This window comes from Rhodobacter sp. SGA-6-6 (genome assembly GCF_011043545.1).
In the GTDB taxonomy this organism is placed as follows: domain Bacteria; phylum Pseudomonadota; class Alphaproteobacteria; order Rhodobacterales; family Rhodobacteraceae; genus Pseudogemmobacter.
Genome location: NZ_JAAKGP010000018.1, coordinates 26690 through 39684 on the forward strand (window position 1 = coordinate 26690; position 12995 = coordinate 39684).

15 protein-coding genes and 1 pseudogene are annotated in these 12995 nt (G+C 66.9%); 14 read left to right on the forward strand and 2 right to left on the reverse strand.

The features are described 5' to 3' along the window. Nucleotides 1-4: 4 nt before the first annotated feature. The 14 genes and pseudogenes from G5B31_RS19330 (at nt 5) to G5B31_RS19390 (ending at nt 11921) form a co-directional block, all read left to right on the forward strand. Nucleotides 5-835 (forward strand): hydrogenase expression/formation protein, encoded by an 831-nt coding sequence (locus G5B31_RS19330; protein ID WP_165019848.1) that lies wholly within the window; start codon nt 5-7, stop codon nt 833-835. After that, on the forward strand, nt 832-1620 hold the full coding sequence (hybE, locus tag G5B31_RS19335; RefSeq protein ID WP_165019849.1) for a [NiFe]-hydrogenase assembly chaperone HybE: 789 nt from the start codon (nt 832-834) through the stop codon (nt 1618-1620). Before G5B31_RS19330 ends, hybE begins: the two co-directional genes overlap by 4 nt. Beyond that, on the forward strand, nt 1617-2468 hold the full coding sequence (locus G5B31_RS19340) for a hypothetical protein (protein WP_165019850.1): 852 nt from the start codon (nt 1617-1619) through the stop codon (nt 2466-2468). Before hybE ends, G5B31_RS19340 begins: the two co-directional genes overlap by 4 nt. Then, the gene (gene hypA, locus G5B31_RS19345) at nt 2461-2802 is read left to right on the forward strand and encodes a hydrogenase maturation nickel metallochaperone HypA (RefSeq protein WP_165019851.1); all 342 of its coding nucleotides are present in this window, start codon (nt 2461-2463) and stop codon (nt 2800-2802) included. The genes G5B31_RS19340 and hypA overlap by 8 nt, the downstream gene beginning before the upstream one ends. After that, entirely contained in the window at nt 2802-3680 is an 879-nt protein-coding gene (gene hypB / locus G5B31_RS19350; RefSeq protein WP_165019852.1) for a hydrogenase nickel incorporation protein HypB, read from the forward strand. The genes hypA and hypB overlap by 1 nt, the downstream gene beginning before the upstream one ends. Beyond that, nucleotides 3677-5155 (forward strand): sigma-54 dependent transcriptional regulator, encoded by a 1479-nt coding sequence (locus G5B31_RS19355; protein WP_165019853.1) that lies wholly within the window; start codon nt 3677-3679, stop codon nt 5153-5155. Before hypB ends, G5B31_RS19355 begins: the two co-directional genes overlap by 4 nt. Nucleotides 5156-5158: 3 nt before the next feature. Then, entirely contained in the window at nt 5159-5440 is a 282-nt protein-coding gene (locus G5B31_RS19360) for a HypC/HybG/HupF family hydrogenase formation chaperone (RefSeq protein ID WP_165019854.1), read from the forward strand. A gap of 11 nt (nt 5441-5451) precedes the next feature. Further along, nucleotides 5452-6588 (forward strand): hydrogenase formation protein HypD, encoded by a 1137-nt coding sequence (gene hypD / locus G5B31_RS19365; protein ID WP_165019862.1) that lies wholly within the window; start codon nt 5452-5454, stop codon nt 6586-6588. Continuing rightward, nucleotides 6585-7607, forward strand: coding sequence for a hydrogenase expression/formation protein HypE (hypE, locus tag G5B31_RS19370; RefSeq protein WP_165019855.1), 1023 nt, complete (start codon nt 6585-6587; stop codon nt 7605-7607). Before hypD ends, hypE begins: the two co-directional genes overlap by 4 nt. Nucleotides 7608-7786: 179 nt before the next feature. Then, nucleotides 7787-8572: pseudogene (locus G5B31_RS21535) on the forward strand (recombinase family protein); the annotation flags it as partial. Nucleotides 8573-8627: 55 nt separating this feature from the next. Beyond that, nucleotides 8628-9299 carry a hypothetical protein gene (locus G5B31_RS21300; RefSeq protein WP_240904498.1) on the forward strand — a complete coding sequence of 224 codons (672 nt, stop codon included), beginning with the start codon at nt 8628-8630 and terminating at the stop codon, nt 9297-9299. 252 nt (nt 9300-9551) lie between these two features. Beyond that, the gene (locus tag G5B31_RS19380; protein ID WP_165019857.1) at nt 9552-10016 is read left to right on the forward strand and encodes an excisionase family DNA-binding protein; all 465 of its coding nucleotides are present in this window, start codon (nt 9552-9554) and stop codon (nt 10014-10016) included. Next, a complete protein-coding gene (locus G5B31_RS19385; RefSeq protein ID WP_165019858.1) occupies nt 10013-10582 on the forward strand; it encodes a PIN domain-containing protein in 570 nt (189 codons plus the stop codon). The genes G5B31_RS19380 and G5B31_RS19385 overlap by 4 nt, the downstream gene beginning before the upstream one ends. A gap of 301 nt (nt 10583-10883) precedes the next feature. After that, a complete protein-coding gene (locus G5B31_RS19390; RefSeq protein ID WP_165019859.1) occupies nt 10884-11921 on the forward strand; it encodes a fatty acid desaturase in 1038 nt (345 codons plus the stop codon). Between the two features lie 98 nt (nt 11922-12019). Here G5B31_RS19390 and G5B31_RS19395 read toward each other — a convergent pair whose 3' ends face one another. Then, on the reverse strand, nt 12020-12295 hold the full coding sequence (locus tag G5B31_RS19395) for a DUF982 domain-containing protein (protein ID WP_232831710.1): 276 nt from the start codon (nt 12293-12295) through the stop codon (nt 12020-12022). A 111-nt stretch (nt 12296-12406) separates the two neighbouring features. Then, entirely contained in the window at nt 12407-12613 is a 207-nt protein-coding gene (locus tag G5B31_RS19400; protein WP_165019864.1) for a cold-shock protein, read from the reverse strand. Nucleotides 12614-12995: the final 382 nt, after the last annotated feature.

Consider the following 12995-nt stretch of genomic DNA (forward strand, 5'->3'; position numbering starts at 1 on the left):
CCAGATGGTCAGCCCCTTCACCCTTCCCCCCGCCGGTTTCGGCCCCGGCTCGCAGCCCGATCCCGAGGGCGAGTTGAGCTACATGGCGATGCCCTCGGGGATGCGCACCTATTCGCCGCATATCCCCGAGGCCGAAGACCCCGCCGCCATGGCCGAGGCGCTGGCGCTGCTGGCCGAGATGGCGGCGGCCTGCGAGGTGGTGGCGCAGGGTGCGGCGCCGGCCGTCTTCGACCTTGCCGCCCTGTCGCCCGGCGCGCGCCGGGTGGTGGCCGATGCCCTGGGACAGGGCGAGGTGTCGATGAAGATCCGCGGCGTTCCGGCCGTGATGGTGCAGGAAAGCGTCTTCGCCGGGGTCTGGATGTGCCTTGCCGCCGGGATGGACCATGTCGAGATCGCCCCCGTGCCCGGCCTTGCGCTGTCGCGCGCCCATGTCCCCCACCGCCCGGCCATCGGTGCGCTGGCGCGCAAGGGACCGGGCCTTGCCAATGCCCCGGCGATCCTGACCGAACTGGCCGAGAAGTCCCGCAGTCATGCGGGCGGGACGGCCCATGTCGTCAACCTCTCGCTCCTGCCCCATACGCCCGAAGACCTCGATTGGCTGGCCGAGGCGCTTGGCGAGGGCGCGGTCACCATCCTGTCGCGCGGCTACGGCAATTGCCGGATCACCGCCACCGCGCTGCCCCTCGTCTGGAAGGTGCAGTTCTACAACTCGATGGACACGCTGATCCTCGACACGTTCGAGGTGACGGACATGCCCGAGGTCGCCCTTGCCGCCGCCGAGGACCTGAAGGACAGCGCCACCCGCATCCGCGACGTGATCGAGGCGATCAGATGAGCGCGCCGGGGTTCGAGGGCAGCTATCTGGGCGCCACCGACAAGATCAGCCCGCTGGCGATCATGGAATGCAAGATCTGCTGGACGCCCTACGATCCGGCCGAGGGCGACGACACAAGGCAGGTCCTGCCCGGCACCGCCTTCGCCGACCTGCCCGGCGACTGGTCCTGCCCGGGTTGTTCGGCGCCCAAGGCGCAGTTCCTGGTGCGCGAGGACCCCGGCGCCGCCTCGGCCCCGGTCATGGCCGAGATGGAGCGGCGGACCCGCGCGCTGACCGCGGATTTCACCGAGGTCTTCAATGGCAAGATGCGCGACGTGCCGATGGTGAACCATGCGCTGCAGGTGCAGGCGGTGGGGTTCCAGCCGCACGAGGGCGGGTTTCTGGGCGTCCTTGTCGCGCCCTGGTTCATGAACCTGGTCTTCCTGCCGCCCGAGGGCTATCCGCTTCTGGCCGCGACCGCGAAGGAGGTGATCCGCTTTCCCTCCGGCGATTACGAATTCCTGCACAATTCTCGCGAGTTGACCGGCCCCTACCTGGCCTGTTCGCTGTTCTCGCCGATGGGCGATTTCACCAGCCAGTTGCAGGCGGTGGATGTCGCCCGCGCGGTGATGGCGGAACTGTTCGAGCCCGACAACCGCGCCGAAACCGACCGCGCCGCCGACATCCGCGCACTGCGCGAGGCGGAGCTTGCCCCGCCTGCGGCCGCGGGGGAGGCCGCGCCCGCCGACGCGCCCGCCGAGGCCCCCTCGCGCCGCAGGCTGATCACCGGGGGGCTGGACGGATGACGCCTGCGGCGGCCAGCATCGTCTTCGGGCCTGCGGGGCCGGTGCTTCGCCCGGGGCCGCAGCTGCCCGTCGAGGCGATGCTCCTGGGCAAGCCCGTGGCCGAGGCCGCCGGGATGCTGCCCCGCCTCTTCAACCTGTGCCGCGTGGCGCAGGGCATGGCCGCGTTTCTGTCGCTGGGGCTGCCCGCCGCGGGCGACCTGCGGGCCGAGGTGATCCGCGACCATCTCGTGAAGCTCTGCGTGCTCTTGCCCCGCGCGCTTGGCATGGCGCCGCTGCCCCTGCCCGCCGATCCGGCCTCGCTGCTGGGTCGCCGGGGCCTTCCCGCCGATGGCGATCCGGCCGGATGGGACAGCCCTCTGGCCCCGCTGGCCGGACGGATCGCCGCCTCCTTCGCGCCGGGCGAGGCCCGTTCCGCTGCGTTGCCGCCGCCGCCCTCGCCCTTGGCCGAAGGCGCCTTCGAGAATTCCGCCGCGGGGCGGCAGGCGGGCCAACCCGGCCTGAAGGCCATCGAGGCCGTCTGCGGGCGCGGGCCGCTGTGGCGGTTCTTCGGGCTGGTGGCCGATCTGGAGGCCGCCATCCAGGGCCGCCTTCCGGCCCCCACCGTCGCCGACGGCATCGCCCGCGTCCCGGCGGCGCGGGGGGCCTATGGCTTGCGGATCGCGCAGGCAGGCGGGATCGTCACCGGCCTTCACCGCCGCACGCCGACCGACCACCTTCTCGCCCCCGGCGGCGCGCTGATCGGCGCGCTTGCCGCCCTGCCGGCGGCGAAGCGCGCCCTTGCGCCGCTGGTGGTGGCGCTGCACGATCCCTGCATCCCGGTGACCATCGGCGAGGCGCAGGATGCATGAGATGAGCCTTGCCGAAGGGATCAGGACCATCGTCCAGGACCAGGCCCGCGCCCACGGCTTCGCCCGTGTCACGGTGCTGCGGCTCGAGATCGGGCGCTTCGCCGGGGTGGAGAAATCGGCGCTGGCCTTCGCCTTCGACGTGACGATGCGCGGCAGTCCCGCCGAGGGCGCGCGGCTGGAGATGATCGACCTGCCGGGCCGGGCGCTTTGCTACGATTGCATGAAGACCGTCGAGATCGCCGACCGGCTTGCCCCCTGCCCCATCTGCGGCGGCGGCAAGCTGATCCCCGAGGGCGGCGACGAGATGCGGATCAAGGACATGGAGGTGCTCTGATGTGCACGGTGTGCGGCTGCGGCGATCTGGTGACGGCGGACGGCAAGGTGATGAGCCATGACGAGGCCCACCGTCTGGGCCTTGCCCATTCCCATACACATGCCCCCGCCCTCCGGCCCGAGGCCGCCCCGCTTCCCTTCCCGCATGTCCATGCGACGGGCGGGGATCATCACCACTACGGCACCGGCGACGCCGGGGTTTCGGTGCCCGGCCTGTCGCAGGCCCGGCTGATCGAGGTGGAAACCTCGATCCTTGCCAAGAACGACGCCATCGCCACGGCCAACCGCCGGGTGCTGAACGCGCTCGGGGTGCTGGCGCTGAACCTCGTCTCCTCGCCCGGCTCGGGCAAGACCACGCTTTTGTGCAAGACCATCGAAGCGCTGGAGGGCGCCCCCCTCGCGGTGATCGAGGGCGACCAGCAGACCTCGGCCGATGCCGACCGCATCCGCGCCACCGGCGCCCGCGCGATCCAGATCAACACCGGCAAGGGCTGCCATCTGGATGCGCAGATGGTTGGCCATGCCATCGACGACCTGCGCCCGCGCGCGGGGTCGTATCTCTTCATCGAGAATGTCGGCAATCTGGTCTGTCCGGCCGCCTTCGACCTCGGCGAGGATGCCAAGGTGGCGATCCTCTCTGTGACCGAGGGCGAGGACAAGCCGCTGAAATATCCCGACATGTTCACAGCGGCGCGGCTTGCGGTCCTGAACAAGCTGGATCTCGCCCCGCATTGCGACGCCGATCTCGATGCCTATGCGGCCAACCTGCGCCGGGTGAATCCGGGGATCGAGATCATCGCGCTGTCGGCCCGCACCGGCGAGGGCATGGATGTCTGGCTGGACTGGCTGCGCGCCCGGCTGGCGGAGAAGGCCGCATGACCGGCCCCCGCCCCACCGTCCTTCTGGTCGACGACGAGCCGCATTCGCTGTCCTCGATGCGCATGGCGCTGGAGGACGAATTCGACTGCGCCACCGCCCATGATGCGGACACCGCCCTGCGCAAGATGGAAGAGGAATGGGTGCAGGTCGCCATCTGCGACCAGCGGATGCCGGGGCGGACCGGGGTGGAACTGCTGACCGAACTGCGCGAACGCTGGCCCGATACCGTGCGCATCATCGTCACCGGCTATACCGACCCTGCGGCGATGGCCAGCGCCATCAACGACGCCGGCATTCACCAGTTCCTGACCAAGCCCTGGCATCCCGACCAGTTGCTGATGGCGGCGCGCAACGGCGCGCGGCTGTTCCAGCTTGCGCGCGAGAACGAGCGCATGGCGCTGGAGATGCGCTACCTCGCATCATCGGCGCAGAGCAAGCTCGACAAGCGCCGCACCGCCCTGCGCGAGGGGCTGGGATTCGAGAGCCTGTTGCACAGCCCGCAAAGCCCGATGAAGGCCGTGATCGCCGCCGCCCGCCATTTCGCCAGCTTCGACGTGCCGGTCCTTTTGACCGGCGAGCCGGGCACCGGCCGCGCCCGGCTGGCCCGCGCCATGCATTTCGCCTCGCTGCGCTCGGACCGGCCGTTCCATGCGCTGAACCTTGCGGGCCTGACCGACGAGCTGGCCCTGATCGAGCTGTTCGGGGCCAAGCGCGGCATCCTGCCGGGGGGCGTCAGCAAGGTCGGGCTGGCGCAGAAATCCGATCGCGGCACGCTTTTCGTCGAGGGGATCGAACATGCCTCGCCCGGCCTGCAACTCGCCCTCTGGCGGCTGGTGGAGGAGGGCAGCTTCACCCCCCTCGGCGGGCAGGAGGTGCAGACGGCGAACCTGCGGCTGATCGCGGGGGCGGGCGTCGATCTGGCGCGGCGCGTGGCCGAAGGCGCCTTCCGCGCCGATCTGTATTACGCGCTGGCCGTGGCGGAGCTGGCGATCCCGCCCTTGCGCGCCCGGCGCGGCGACGTGGCGCTGCTGGCGCAGGCCTTCCTAGATGACCTCGCGGCCCGCCACGGCAAGGCCGCCCACGGCTTCGCCCCCGAGGCGCTGGAATTCCTGGAGAACTGGGACTGGCCCGGCAACCTGAAGGAATTGCAGAACGAAGTGACCCGGATGCTGGTCTTCGCCCGCGGGCCGATGCTGGGGGCCGAACTGATCGGCAGGCCGATCCTGCAGGCCGCCCCCTCCGAACACGGGGCCGACCGCAGCGCCGATGCCGCCCTGATGGCCGATGGCACGCTGAAGGACCGGGTGGAACTGATCGAGATGCGCATCCTGCGCGAGACCCTGACCCGCCACCGCTGGAACAAGAGCCGCGCGGCGGTGGAACTGGGCCTGTCGCGTGTCGGCCTGCGCGCCAAGCTGGACCGTTATGGCATCGCCGACCCTTCGGGCCGGGTGCATGAGGAAGAGGAGGACTAGACGATGTGCCTGGGGATACCGGGGCGGATCACCGCCATCACCGACGAGGCCCGCCTGATGGCCATGGCCGAGGTCTCGGGCGTGCGCCGCGAGGTCAGCGTGGCCTGCGTCGCAGGGGGCGACCTTGCCGCGCTGGTCGGGCAATGGGCGCTGATCCATGTCGGCTTCGCCATGGCGTTGATCGACGAGGAGGAGGCCGCGAAGACCCTGCAAGCCCTGCGCGATCTGGGTGAGGCGCAGGAGACGCTGGAGCAGATGGCTCTCTCGCAGGAGGCGCTGGCATGACCGTGCAAGCCATGAAATTCGCCTCCGAGTTCCGCGACCCCGCCGCCGCCCGCGTCCTTCTGGCTGCCATCGCAGCCAAGGCCGACCGGATCGGCGCGACGCGCGAAAAGCCCGTCCACATCATGGAGATCTGCGGCGGGCACACCCATTCGATCTTCCGCTACGGTCTCGACAAGCTGATCCACGAAGGCGTCGAGTTCATCCACGGCCCCGGCTGCCCGGTCTGCGTGCTGCCGATGGCGCGCGTCGACGAATGCGTGGAGATCGCCGAGACGCCCGGCGTGATCTTCACCACCTTCGGCGATGCGATGCGCGTGCCCGGCCACCGCAAGTCGCTGATGCAGGCCAGGTCGGGCGGGGCGGACATACGCATGGTCTATTCGCCCCTCGACGCGCTGGAACTGGCGCGGCGCAACCCGGGCCGCGAGGTGGTGTTCTTCGGCCTCGGGTTCGAGACCACCACCCCCTCGACCGCGCTGTCCATCCAGGCCGCCGCGCGCGAGGGGCTGACGAACTTCAGCGTCTTTTGCAACCACATCACCGTGCCCGAGCCGATCAAGGCGCTTCTGGACGACCCCGACATGATGCTGGACGGCTTCATCGGGCCGGGCCATGTCTCGATGGTGATCGGCATCCATCCCTACGACTTCATCCCGCGCGACTACGGCAAGCCGCTGGTGGTGGCCGGGTTCGAGCCGACCGACCTCTTGCAATCGGTGCTGATGGTGCTGACCCAGATCGCGGAGGGCCGCGCGGCGGTGGAAAACCAATATGCCCGCGTGGTGCCCGAACACGGCAACCCGGTGTCGCTGGCGGCGATCGCCGATGTCTACGAACGCCGCCCCAGCTTCGAATGGCGGGGCCTGGGCGAGATCGACGCCTCGGGCCTGCGCATCCGGGCGCAATACGCCGCCTTCGACGCCGAGGAAAAGTTCGGCATCGGCTACGCCGCCTCGTCCCGCAACGTCCCCGAGATCGAGGGTTGCGCCTGCGGGGCGGTGATGACCGGCAAGATGAAGCCGATGCAATGCCCGCAATTCGGGCGCGGCTGCACGCCGGAGATGCCGCTGGGCGCGCTGATGGTGTCGTCCGAGGGGGCCTGCGCGGCCTATTGGCAATATTCGGGCGCAAGGGCGGCCGCGGAATGACGCTGCGCGACACGCATGTGACCATGGCGCATGGCGGCGGCGGCCGCGCCATGCGCGACCTGATCGACGAAGTGTTCACCGCGGTCTTCCAGCCGCCGGGATCGGAGGATCAGGCCCGCCTGACCGAGGCCGCTTTGCAGGAGTCCGGCGCGCGGCTGGCCTTCACCACCGACAGCTTCGTGGTGACGCCGCTGGAATTTCCGGGCGGCGACATCGGCAAGCTGGCGGTCTGCGGCACGGTGAACGACCTTGCCGTCGGCGGCGCGCGGCCGCTGTGGCTTTCGGCCGCCTTCATCATCGAGGAGGGCTGCGAGATCGCCCTGCTGCGCCGCATCGTCGCCACCATGGCGGTGGAGGCCGCCAAGGCCGGGGTGCGCATCGTCACCGGCGACACCAAGGTGGTCGAGCGCGGCAAGGCGGATGGCGTCTTCATCACCACGGCGGGGGTGGGGGTGATCCCGCCCGGCCGCGACATCGGCGCGGCGCATATCCGCGAAGGGGATGCCGTGATCGTCAACGGCGTGCTGGGCGACCATGGCGCGGCCATCCTTGCCGCGCGCGGCGATCTGGCGCTGTCGGCCGACCTTGCCAGCGATTGCGCGGGCCTCGGCCACCTGATGCAGGCTGCCCTTGCCGCCGCACCCGGGATTCGCGCCGCCCGCGACTGCACGCGTGGCGGCCTCGCCTCGGCGCTGAACGAGATGGCGGCGGAGGCGGACGTGACCGTCGAGATCGAGGAGGCCCGGCTGCCCCTGCGGCCCGAGGTGGTGGGGCTGTGCGAGATCCTCGGCCTCGACCCGCTTTATCTGGCGAACGAGGGGCGGCTGGTGCTGTTCTGCCCACCCGAGCAGGCCGAGGCGGCGCTGGCCGCGATGCGCGCCCTTCCCGAAGGAGAAGGATCGGCAATCATCGGCCGCGCCCTGCCGCGGCAGGCGCATCCGGTCCTGCTGCGCACCGGCTTCGGCGGCGCGCGGATCGTGGACATGCTGGTGGGCGAGCAGCTTCCGCGGATCTGCTGAGGGGGCACGGACCCCGGCCACAAGAAAAGCGGGCCGCCGGACGGCCCGCTTCCTTCACGCGCGAAGGATGCGGATCAGGTCTCTTTCGACCGCGCCTTGCCCATGTTCTGCCCGCCTGAACCCCACGACTGGTCACTGCCCGCGCCGGACTTGTCGCCCACCCCCAGGTTGTTCTGCCCATGCCCAAACTCCTTCTGCGTGTTGCGCTCTATGCGCGGTTTTCGACGGACAAGCAGCGCGATGCGTCGATCGAGGACCAGATCGACTCCTGCCGGGATCTGGCAGCCCGGAAGGGCTGGCAGGTGGTGGGCAGCTATAGCGACCGGGCGCACTCGGGAGCCAGCATGTTCCGGCCCGGGATCGAGGCGCTGCAGCGCGATGCGAAGGCGGGGAAGTTCGACCTGGTGCTGGCCGAGGCGATGGACCGGCTGTCGAGGAAGCTGGCCGATATCGCGAGGTTCCGTGAGCGGATGGAGCATCTCGGCATCGAGATCCACACGCTGACCGAGGGCAAGGTCGATACCATGCTGATCGGGATGAAGGGGACGATGAACCAGATCCTGCTGCGCGACATCGGCGTCAAGACCCATCGCGGGCAGAAAGGCCGGGTGAAGGAGGGCAAGCTCGCCGGCGGCAATTCCTATGGCTACGACGTGCTGCCCGGGATCGAGGTGAACGGCAAATCCGAACACGGCGGCCGGGCGATCAACCGGGCCGAGGCCGAGGTGGTGCGCCGGATTTTCACCGACTACGCACAAGGTATGTCGGCGGGGAAGATCGCCAAGGCGCTGAACCTCGAGCGCATCCCCGGCCCACGCGGCGGCTGGTGGGGAACCTCGACGATCCTCGGCAACCGCGAGCGCTGCACCGGGATCCTGAACAATGAACTTTACCGTGGGCATCTGGTCTGGAACCGTCTGCATTACTGCAAGGATCCGGATACCGGAAAGCGGAACTCGCGGTTAAACCCCGAGGATCGCGTGACCGAAGTTGCGGTGCCGCATCTGCGCATCATCAGCGATGACCCGCGAGACCGGCCGCGCCGACCTAGAGCGGGACCTGGCCCGCGTCACCACCGACCACAGGAAGTTGGTCGATGCGATCATCACCGGGGTTCCTGCCGAACAGGTCAAGGACCGGATGATCGACCTCGTTGCCCGCCGCAAGGAACTGGAGCGCCAGCTCGCCGCCTCCCCTGCCCGCGATCCACTGCGGATCCATCCCGGCATGGCGCGGACCTACCGGGAGCGGATCGGCCAACTGGTCCGGGGCCTGGCGGGAGCGGATGGACGAGGCCAAGGAGGCGCTGCGGGCCTTGGTGGAGAAGATCGTGCTGGTGCCGGTCGCGCCGGGGAGAACCCGGACGGCAAGTCCTGCGACAAGCCCGGGCTTGCGATCCACCTTCACGGCGCCCTGGCGAGCCTGCTGCGGCTGGCCTGCGGGCTGCCGGTCCACGAGATCGCCAGTGCGGCGCCTCAAATGCAGAAAGCCCCGCGGATTGCGGGGCGTGGGGGTGCGATCAATGGCCAATCCATGGAGGTGGATTCCCAATCCATTGATATAATTGGAGAATTAGTTTTGGTTGCGGGGGCCAGCAACCATCTCAAATTGCGGCTTCTCTCAGCATACCGGTCCATCCTTGAACATTCGGTGCTCGCGAAGTCCAGCGGGCTGCTTCGTAGCGCAGCGTAGCACTGGCCTCATCCCCACCAAACTGCCGCAACTGAATGGTATCATTGGAATCTCTCTCAGCAATTCACTTTGTTGTCTTCGATGCCTCAGACCGGCTCCCGCCCCAGTCTCAGCGTGGACCGCCCTGTCCCGATATGAAGCCTCGACCTGTTGCATCAACTTGAAGTCTTCACTGCCACTCGGACATTTTCTTCATCTGTTGTATTTATTTCATTTGAGCCCATATACTGCGGCAGTGAAGGAGTCCTGCCCATGACCATGCTCGCCCATCGACAACTTCCGCCCTCCGCACAGGATGCCGCTATTGCGCGTGTGTCCGGCCAGCTTCTGTCCCGCTATGCCCGTCAGAAACGTCCCCTGACCTTGCGCGTCACCGATGCCGAACAAGAGCGCCCGCTCGAACTCCCTGCCGGAGCAGTCGCGCTTCTGATGGAGATCCTGGAGGCGATGGCCGCCGGGCGCGGCGTCACCCTGATGCCGGAGAATGCGGAACTGACCACAGTGCAAGCCGCCGAAGTGCTGAACGTCTCACGTCCCTTCCTCATCAAGCTGCTGGACGAAGGAGCAATCCCGCACCGCAAGGTCGGCAAGCATCGCCGCATCCGAATGGAAGACGTGATGTCCTATAAAGCAGCCATCGACCGCGAGCGCGAGGCCGTACTCGACCAGCTTGTCAGCGAGGCACAAGAACAGGATATGGGCTACCACCGCCCATGAGCCGCTACACCGCTCTGCTGGACGCCAATGTCCTCTATCCCGCACCGCTACGAGATCTGTTATTGCAACTGGCCGTCACAGACGTGTTCAGGGCGCGCTGGACGGCCGACATCCATCGCGAATGGATTGAGGCGCTGCTGCGCAACGAGCCCGCGCGAGACAGGGCCGCGCTGGAGCGCACCCGCGACCTGATGGACCGGGCCACGCGAGACAGCCTGGTCGAGGGGTATCACGCCCTCATACCGGCGCTGACCTTGCCCGATCCTGATGATCGGCACGTGCTGGCCGCCGCCATCACCGGGCGCTGCGATGTGATCGTGACCCAAAATCTGGTCGACTTCCCGGTCGAGGCGCTGACGTCCTTCGGCATCGACGTGCAGCACCCTGACGAATTCCTGGTGAATCACCTGCATCTCGCACCCGGCCTGTTCTGCGGTTCCGTCCGCAAGGTGCGCGCCCGGTTGAAGAATCCGCCCTATAGCGTCGAGGACTATCTCGGCACCCTGACGCAAATCGGGCTGGTCGCCACGGCAGCCGAACTTGGCGGGTTTGCGGAACTACTCTGAGGCAACCCGTCACTGATGCTGAATCATTCGTCAAAACCGGCCCATAGCCGCCGGTCGAGCTCGACATATGCTGCATTGCCGCATTCCTGGAAGCTGCCGTTCGTCTTGCGCCGCAACAGACACGCGACCAAGAGGTAGCGATACGGACGCTCAGACCAAATCACTGTATGAATTGTCGGTTGAAAACCTAACCCATGCCCGCTAACGGCTAGGAGCCTGAACAAACCGCTGTTGTAATGGCTTTTTGCCAGGGCCGGAAATCTCTCCCTCATTGTGTCGGAGAGAAAATGTACAGGCAAAGATGACAGATCAAACCGGTCGGCTCGGAAACGCGCCTCCCCGCAACGCGCGCGCCTGGCTCAGCACCCTGGCGCGGTATCGCGGCCCGATGTCGGCGCGCAGCCTTTTCGAACTGGCGGCGACGCTGGTGCCGTTCGTCGCCCTCTGGGTGCTGGCCTGGGCGGCGCTTTCCGTAAGCGCATGGCTGGCGCTGTCCGTGGCGCTTCTGAACGGGGCATTCCTTGTCAGGATCTTCGTCATCCAGCACGACTGCGGACATGGGTCGTTTCTGACCAACAGAAAGGCGCAGGACTGGATCGGTCGTACCCTCGGTGTTCTGACCCTGACGCCCTATGCCGTCTGGAAGCGCACCCATTCGATCCATCACGCACATCATGGAGACCTCGATCAGCGCGGTATCGGGGATGTGCTGACACTGACCATCGATGAGTACCGGGCACGCTCGGCCGTCGGTCGCCTGATGTATCGGCTGTATCGCCACCCGGTCGTGCTGTTCCTGCTGGGGCCGAGCTATCTGTTCATCCTGCAAAACCGGCTGCCCATGGGCCTTATGAACGCCGGCTGGCGCTACTGGACCTCGGCCATGGGCACCAATGCGATGATCGGCATAGCCCTAGGGTTGATGATCTGGTTCGGCGGGCTGATGCCGGTGCTGCTGATCTTCCTTCCCACCTCTGTCGTGGCGGCGACGATCGGGGTCTGGCTGTTCTACGTCCAGCACCAGTTCGAAGAGACCCATTGGTCTCGCGGGGAGCAGTGGCAGCTGCATCATGCGGCGCTCGAGGGCAGTTCACATTATGTGCTGCCGCAGCCGCTGCAATGGCTGTCCGGGAACATCGGCATCCACCATGTGCATCACCTCTATTCCCGGATTCCGTTCTATCGGTTGCCCGAAGTCCTCCGCGATCACCGCGAACTGGCAGAGGCGCAACGCCTTACCATTGGCGAAAGCCTTGCGACGGTGCGGCTGCATCTTTGGGATGAGACAGAGGGCAGACTGGTGTCCTTTGCCGAGGTTCGCGCAAGATCCGGCCTGTAGTCTTGACCAGCGACAAGGCCGACACCCTGTCTCGGCCGAAGACAACCGGGGCTGGTCCTGCAGAAAGAAACCCGGTCGCCGCGCACGCAGGCCCTAACTCAAGCGGCCTGACGGCGAGAAAGGGCGATCAGATCCTCGGGGACGAAGCCAGCGCTGCGAGCGGCGGCGATGAAGGCACGGCGCGCGGTTCCGACCGAGCCCAGGCAGTCCATGGCAGCATCAAGATGATGCAGCGCACGTTCGCGAGCGTCATCTGACACCGGCCATTTTCTGGACAGCCAGTATCTTGCCTGCTCGATGGTACTGAACTTCTGCACGTCGCCTTCCGGCGACATGACAAAGGACAGGGGTTCCCCCCAGTGGATTTCTATCAAGTCAACTCTTTCAGGGAGAAGAGAACCGGCACATTCACCATGTGCATCCGGTTCAGGAGTACGGGCGGGTCCGGACAGTGCCGATCCCACCCGCAGTAAAGCTGCCTGGGCTCAGGCGAGCGTAAGATTCGTAGCCGATTCGCGGCCATTGCGGTCGCGCTCGATGTCGAACGATACAGCCTGACCGTCTTCGAGGCCACGCAGCCCTGCGCGTTCCAGCGCGGTGACATGGACGAAGACGTCCTTGGCTCCACCTTCGGGGGCAATAAAGCCGAAGCCCTTGGTAGCGTTGAACCATTTCACGTTGCCATTGGCCATCGTGACATTCCTTTTCAAGATGCTGCCCACACGACGTAGCAGCCCGGCAAAGCTGAAGATCGAATGCTGAGCCGAAAGGAGCAGGTCCGAAAAAAACATATGCTCATCCCATATAGGGTAAGGAGCTTGAAATTACGAGGGGTATCTGGGCGCCCCAACAAATAACTCAGACCTGTTGCGAAAGCCGGGCGGTTTTGTGGATCACTTCAGTCGCCCGGTTCTTCCTTCACCCGTTTTTCCGGGTCTGTATCAGCGTTTGCATCCTCTTCCGCCGCCGGCTTCGACGCCGGTTTTCTTCCCCAGACGGGTTTCCGATAGGATCGCGGCGCTGATTTCTGGCTCAGAAATTCGGCCAGGTTGAACGGCGTTTTAGGCGTCGAAT

Coding starts and splice junctions, on each gene's coding strand:
- G5B31_RS19330 (WP_165019848.1), top strand. CDS start 5: ATGGTCAGCCCCTTCACCCTTCCCCCCGCCGGTTTCGGCCCCGGCTCG.
- hybE (WP_165019849.1), top strand. CDS start 832: ATGAGCGCGCCGGGGTTCGAGGGCAGCTATCTGGGCGCCACCGACAAG.
- G5B31_RS19340 (WP_165019850.1), top strand. CDS start 1,617: ATGACGCCTGCGGCGGCCAGCATCGTCTTCGGGCCTGCGGGGCCGGTG.
- hypA (WP_165019851.1), top strand. CDS start 2,461: ATGCATGAGATGAGCCTTGCCGAAGGGATCAGGACCATCGTCCAGGAC.
- hypB (WP_165019852.1), top strand. CDS start 2,802: ATGTGCACGGTGTGCGGCTGCGGCGATCTGGTGACGGCGGACGGCAAG.
- G5B31_RS19355 (WP_165019853.1), top strand. CDS start 3,677: ATGACCGGCCCCCGCCCCACCGTCCTTCTGGTCGACGACGAGCCGCAT.
- G5B31_RS19360 (WP_165019854.1), top strand. CDS start 5,159: ATGTGCCTGGGGATACCGGGGCGGATCACCGCCATCACCGACGAGGCC.
- hypD (WP_165019862.1), top strand. CDS start 5,452: ATGAAATTCGCCTCCGAGTTCCGCGACCCCGCCGCCGCCCGCGTCCTT.
- hypE (WP_165019855.1), top strand. CDS start 6,585: ATGACGCTGCGCGACACGCATGTGACCATGGCGCATGGCGGCGGCGGC.
- G5B31_RS21300 (WP_240904498.1), top strand. CDS start 8,628: ATGACCCGCGAGACCGGCCGCGCCGACCTAGAGCGGGACCTGGCCCGC.
- G5B31_RS19380 (WP_165019857.1), top strand. CDS start 9,552: ATGACCATGCTCGCCCATCGACAACTTCCGCCCTCCGCACAGGATGCC.
- G5B31_RS19385 (WP_165019858.1), top strand. CDS start 10,013: ATGAGCCGCTACACCGCTCTGCTGGACGCCAATGTCCTCTATCCCGCA.
- G5B31_RS19390 (WP_165019859.1), top strand. CDS start 10,884: ATGACAGATCAAACCGGTCGGCTCGGAAACGCGCCTCCCCGCAACGCG.
- G5B31_RS19400 (WP_165019864.1), bottom strand. CDS start 12,613: ATGGCCAATGGCAACGTGAAATGGTTCAACGCTACCAAGGGCTTCGGC.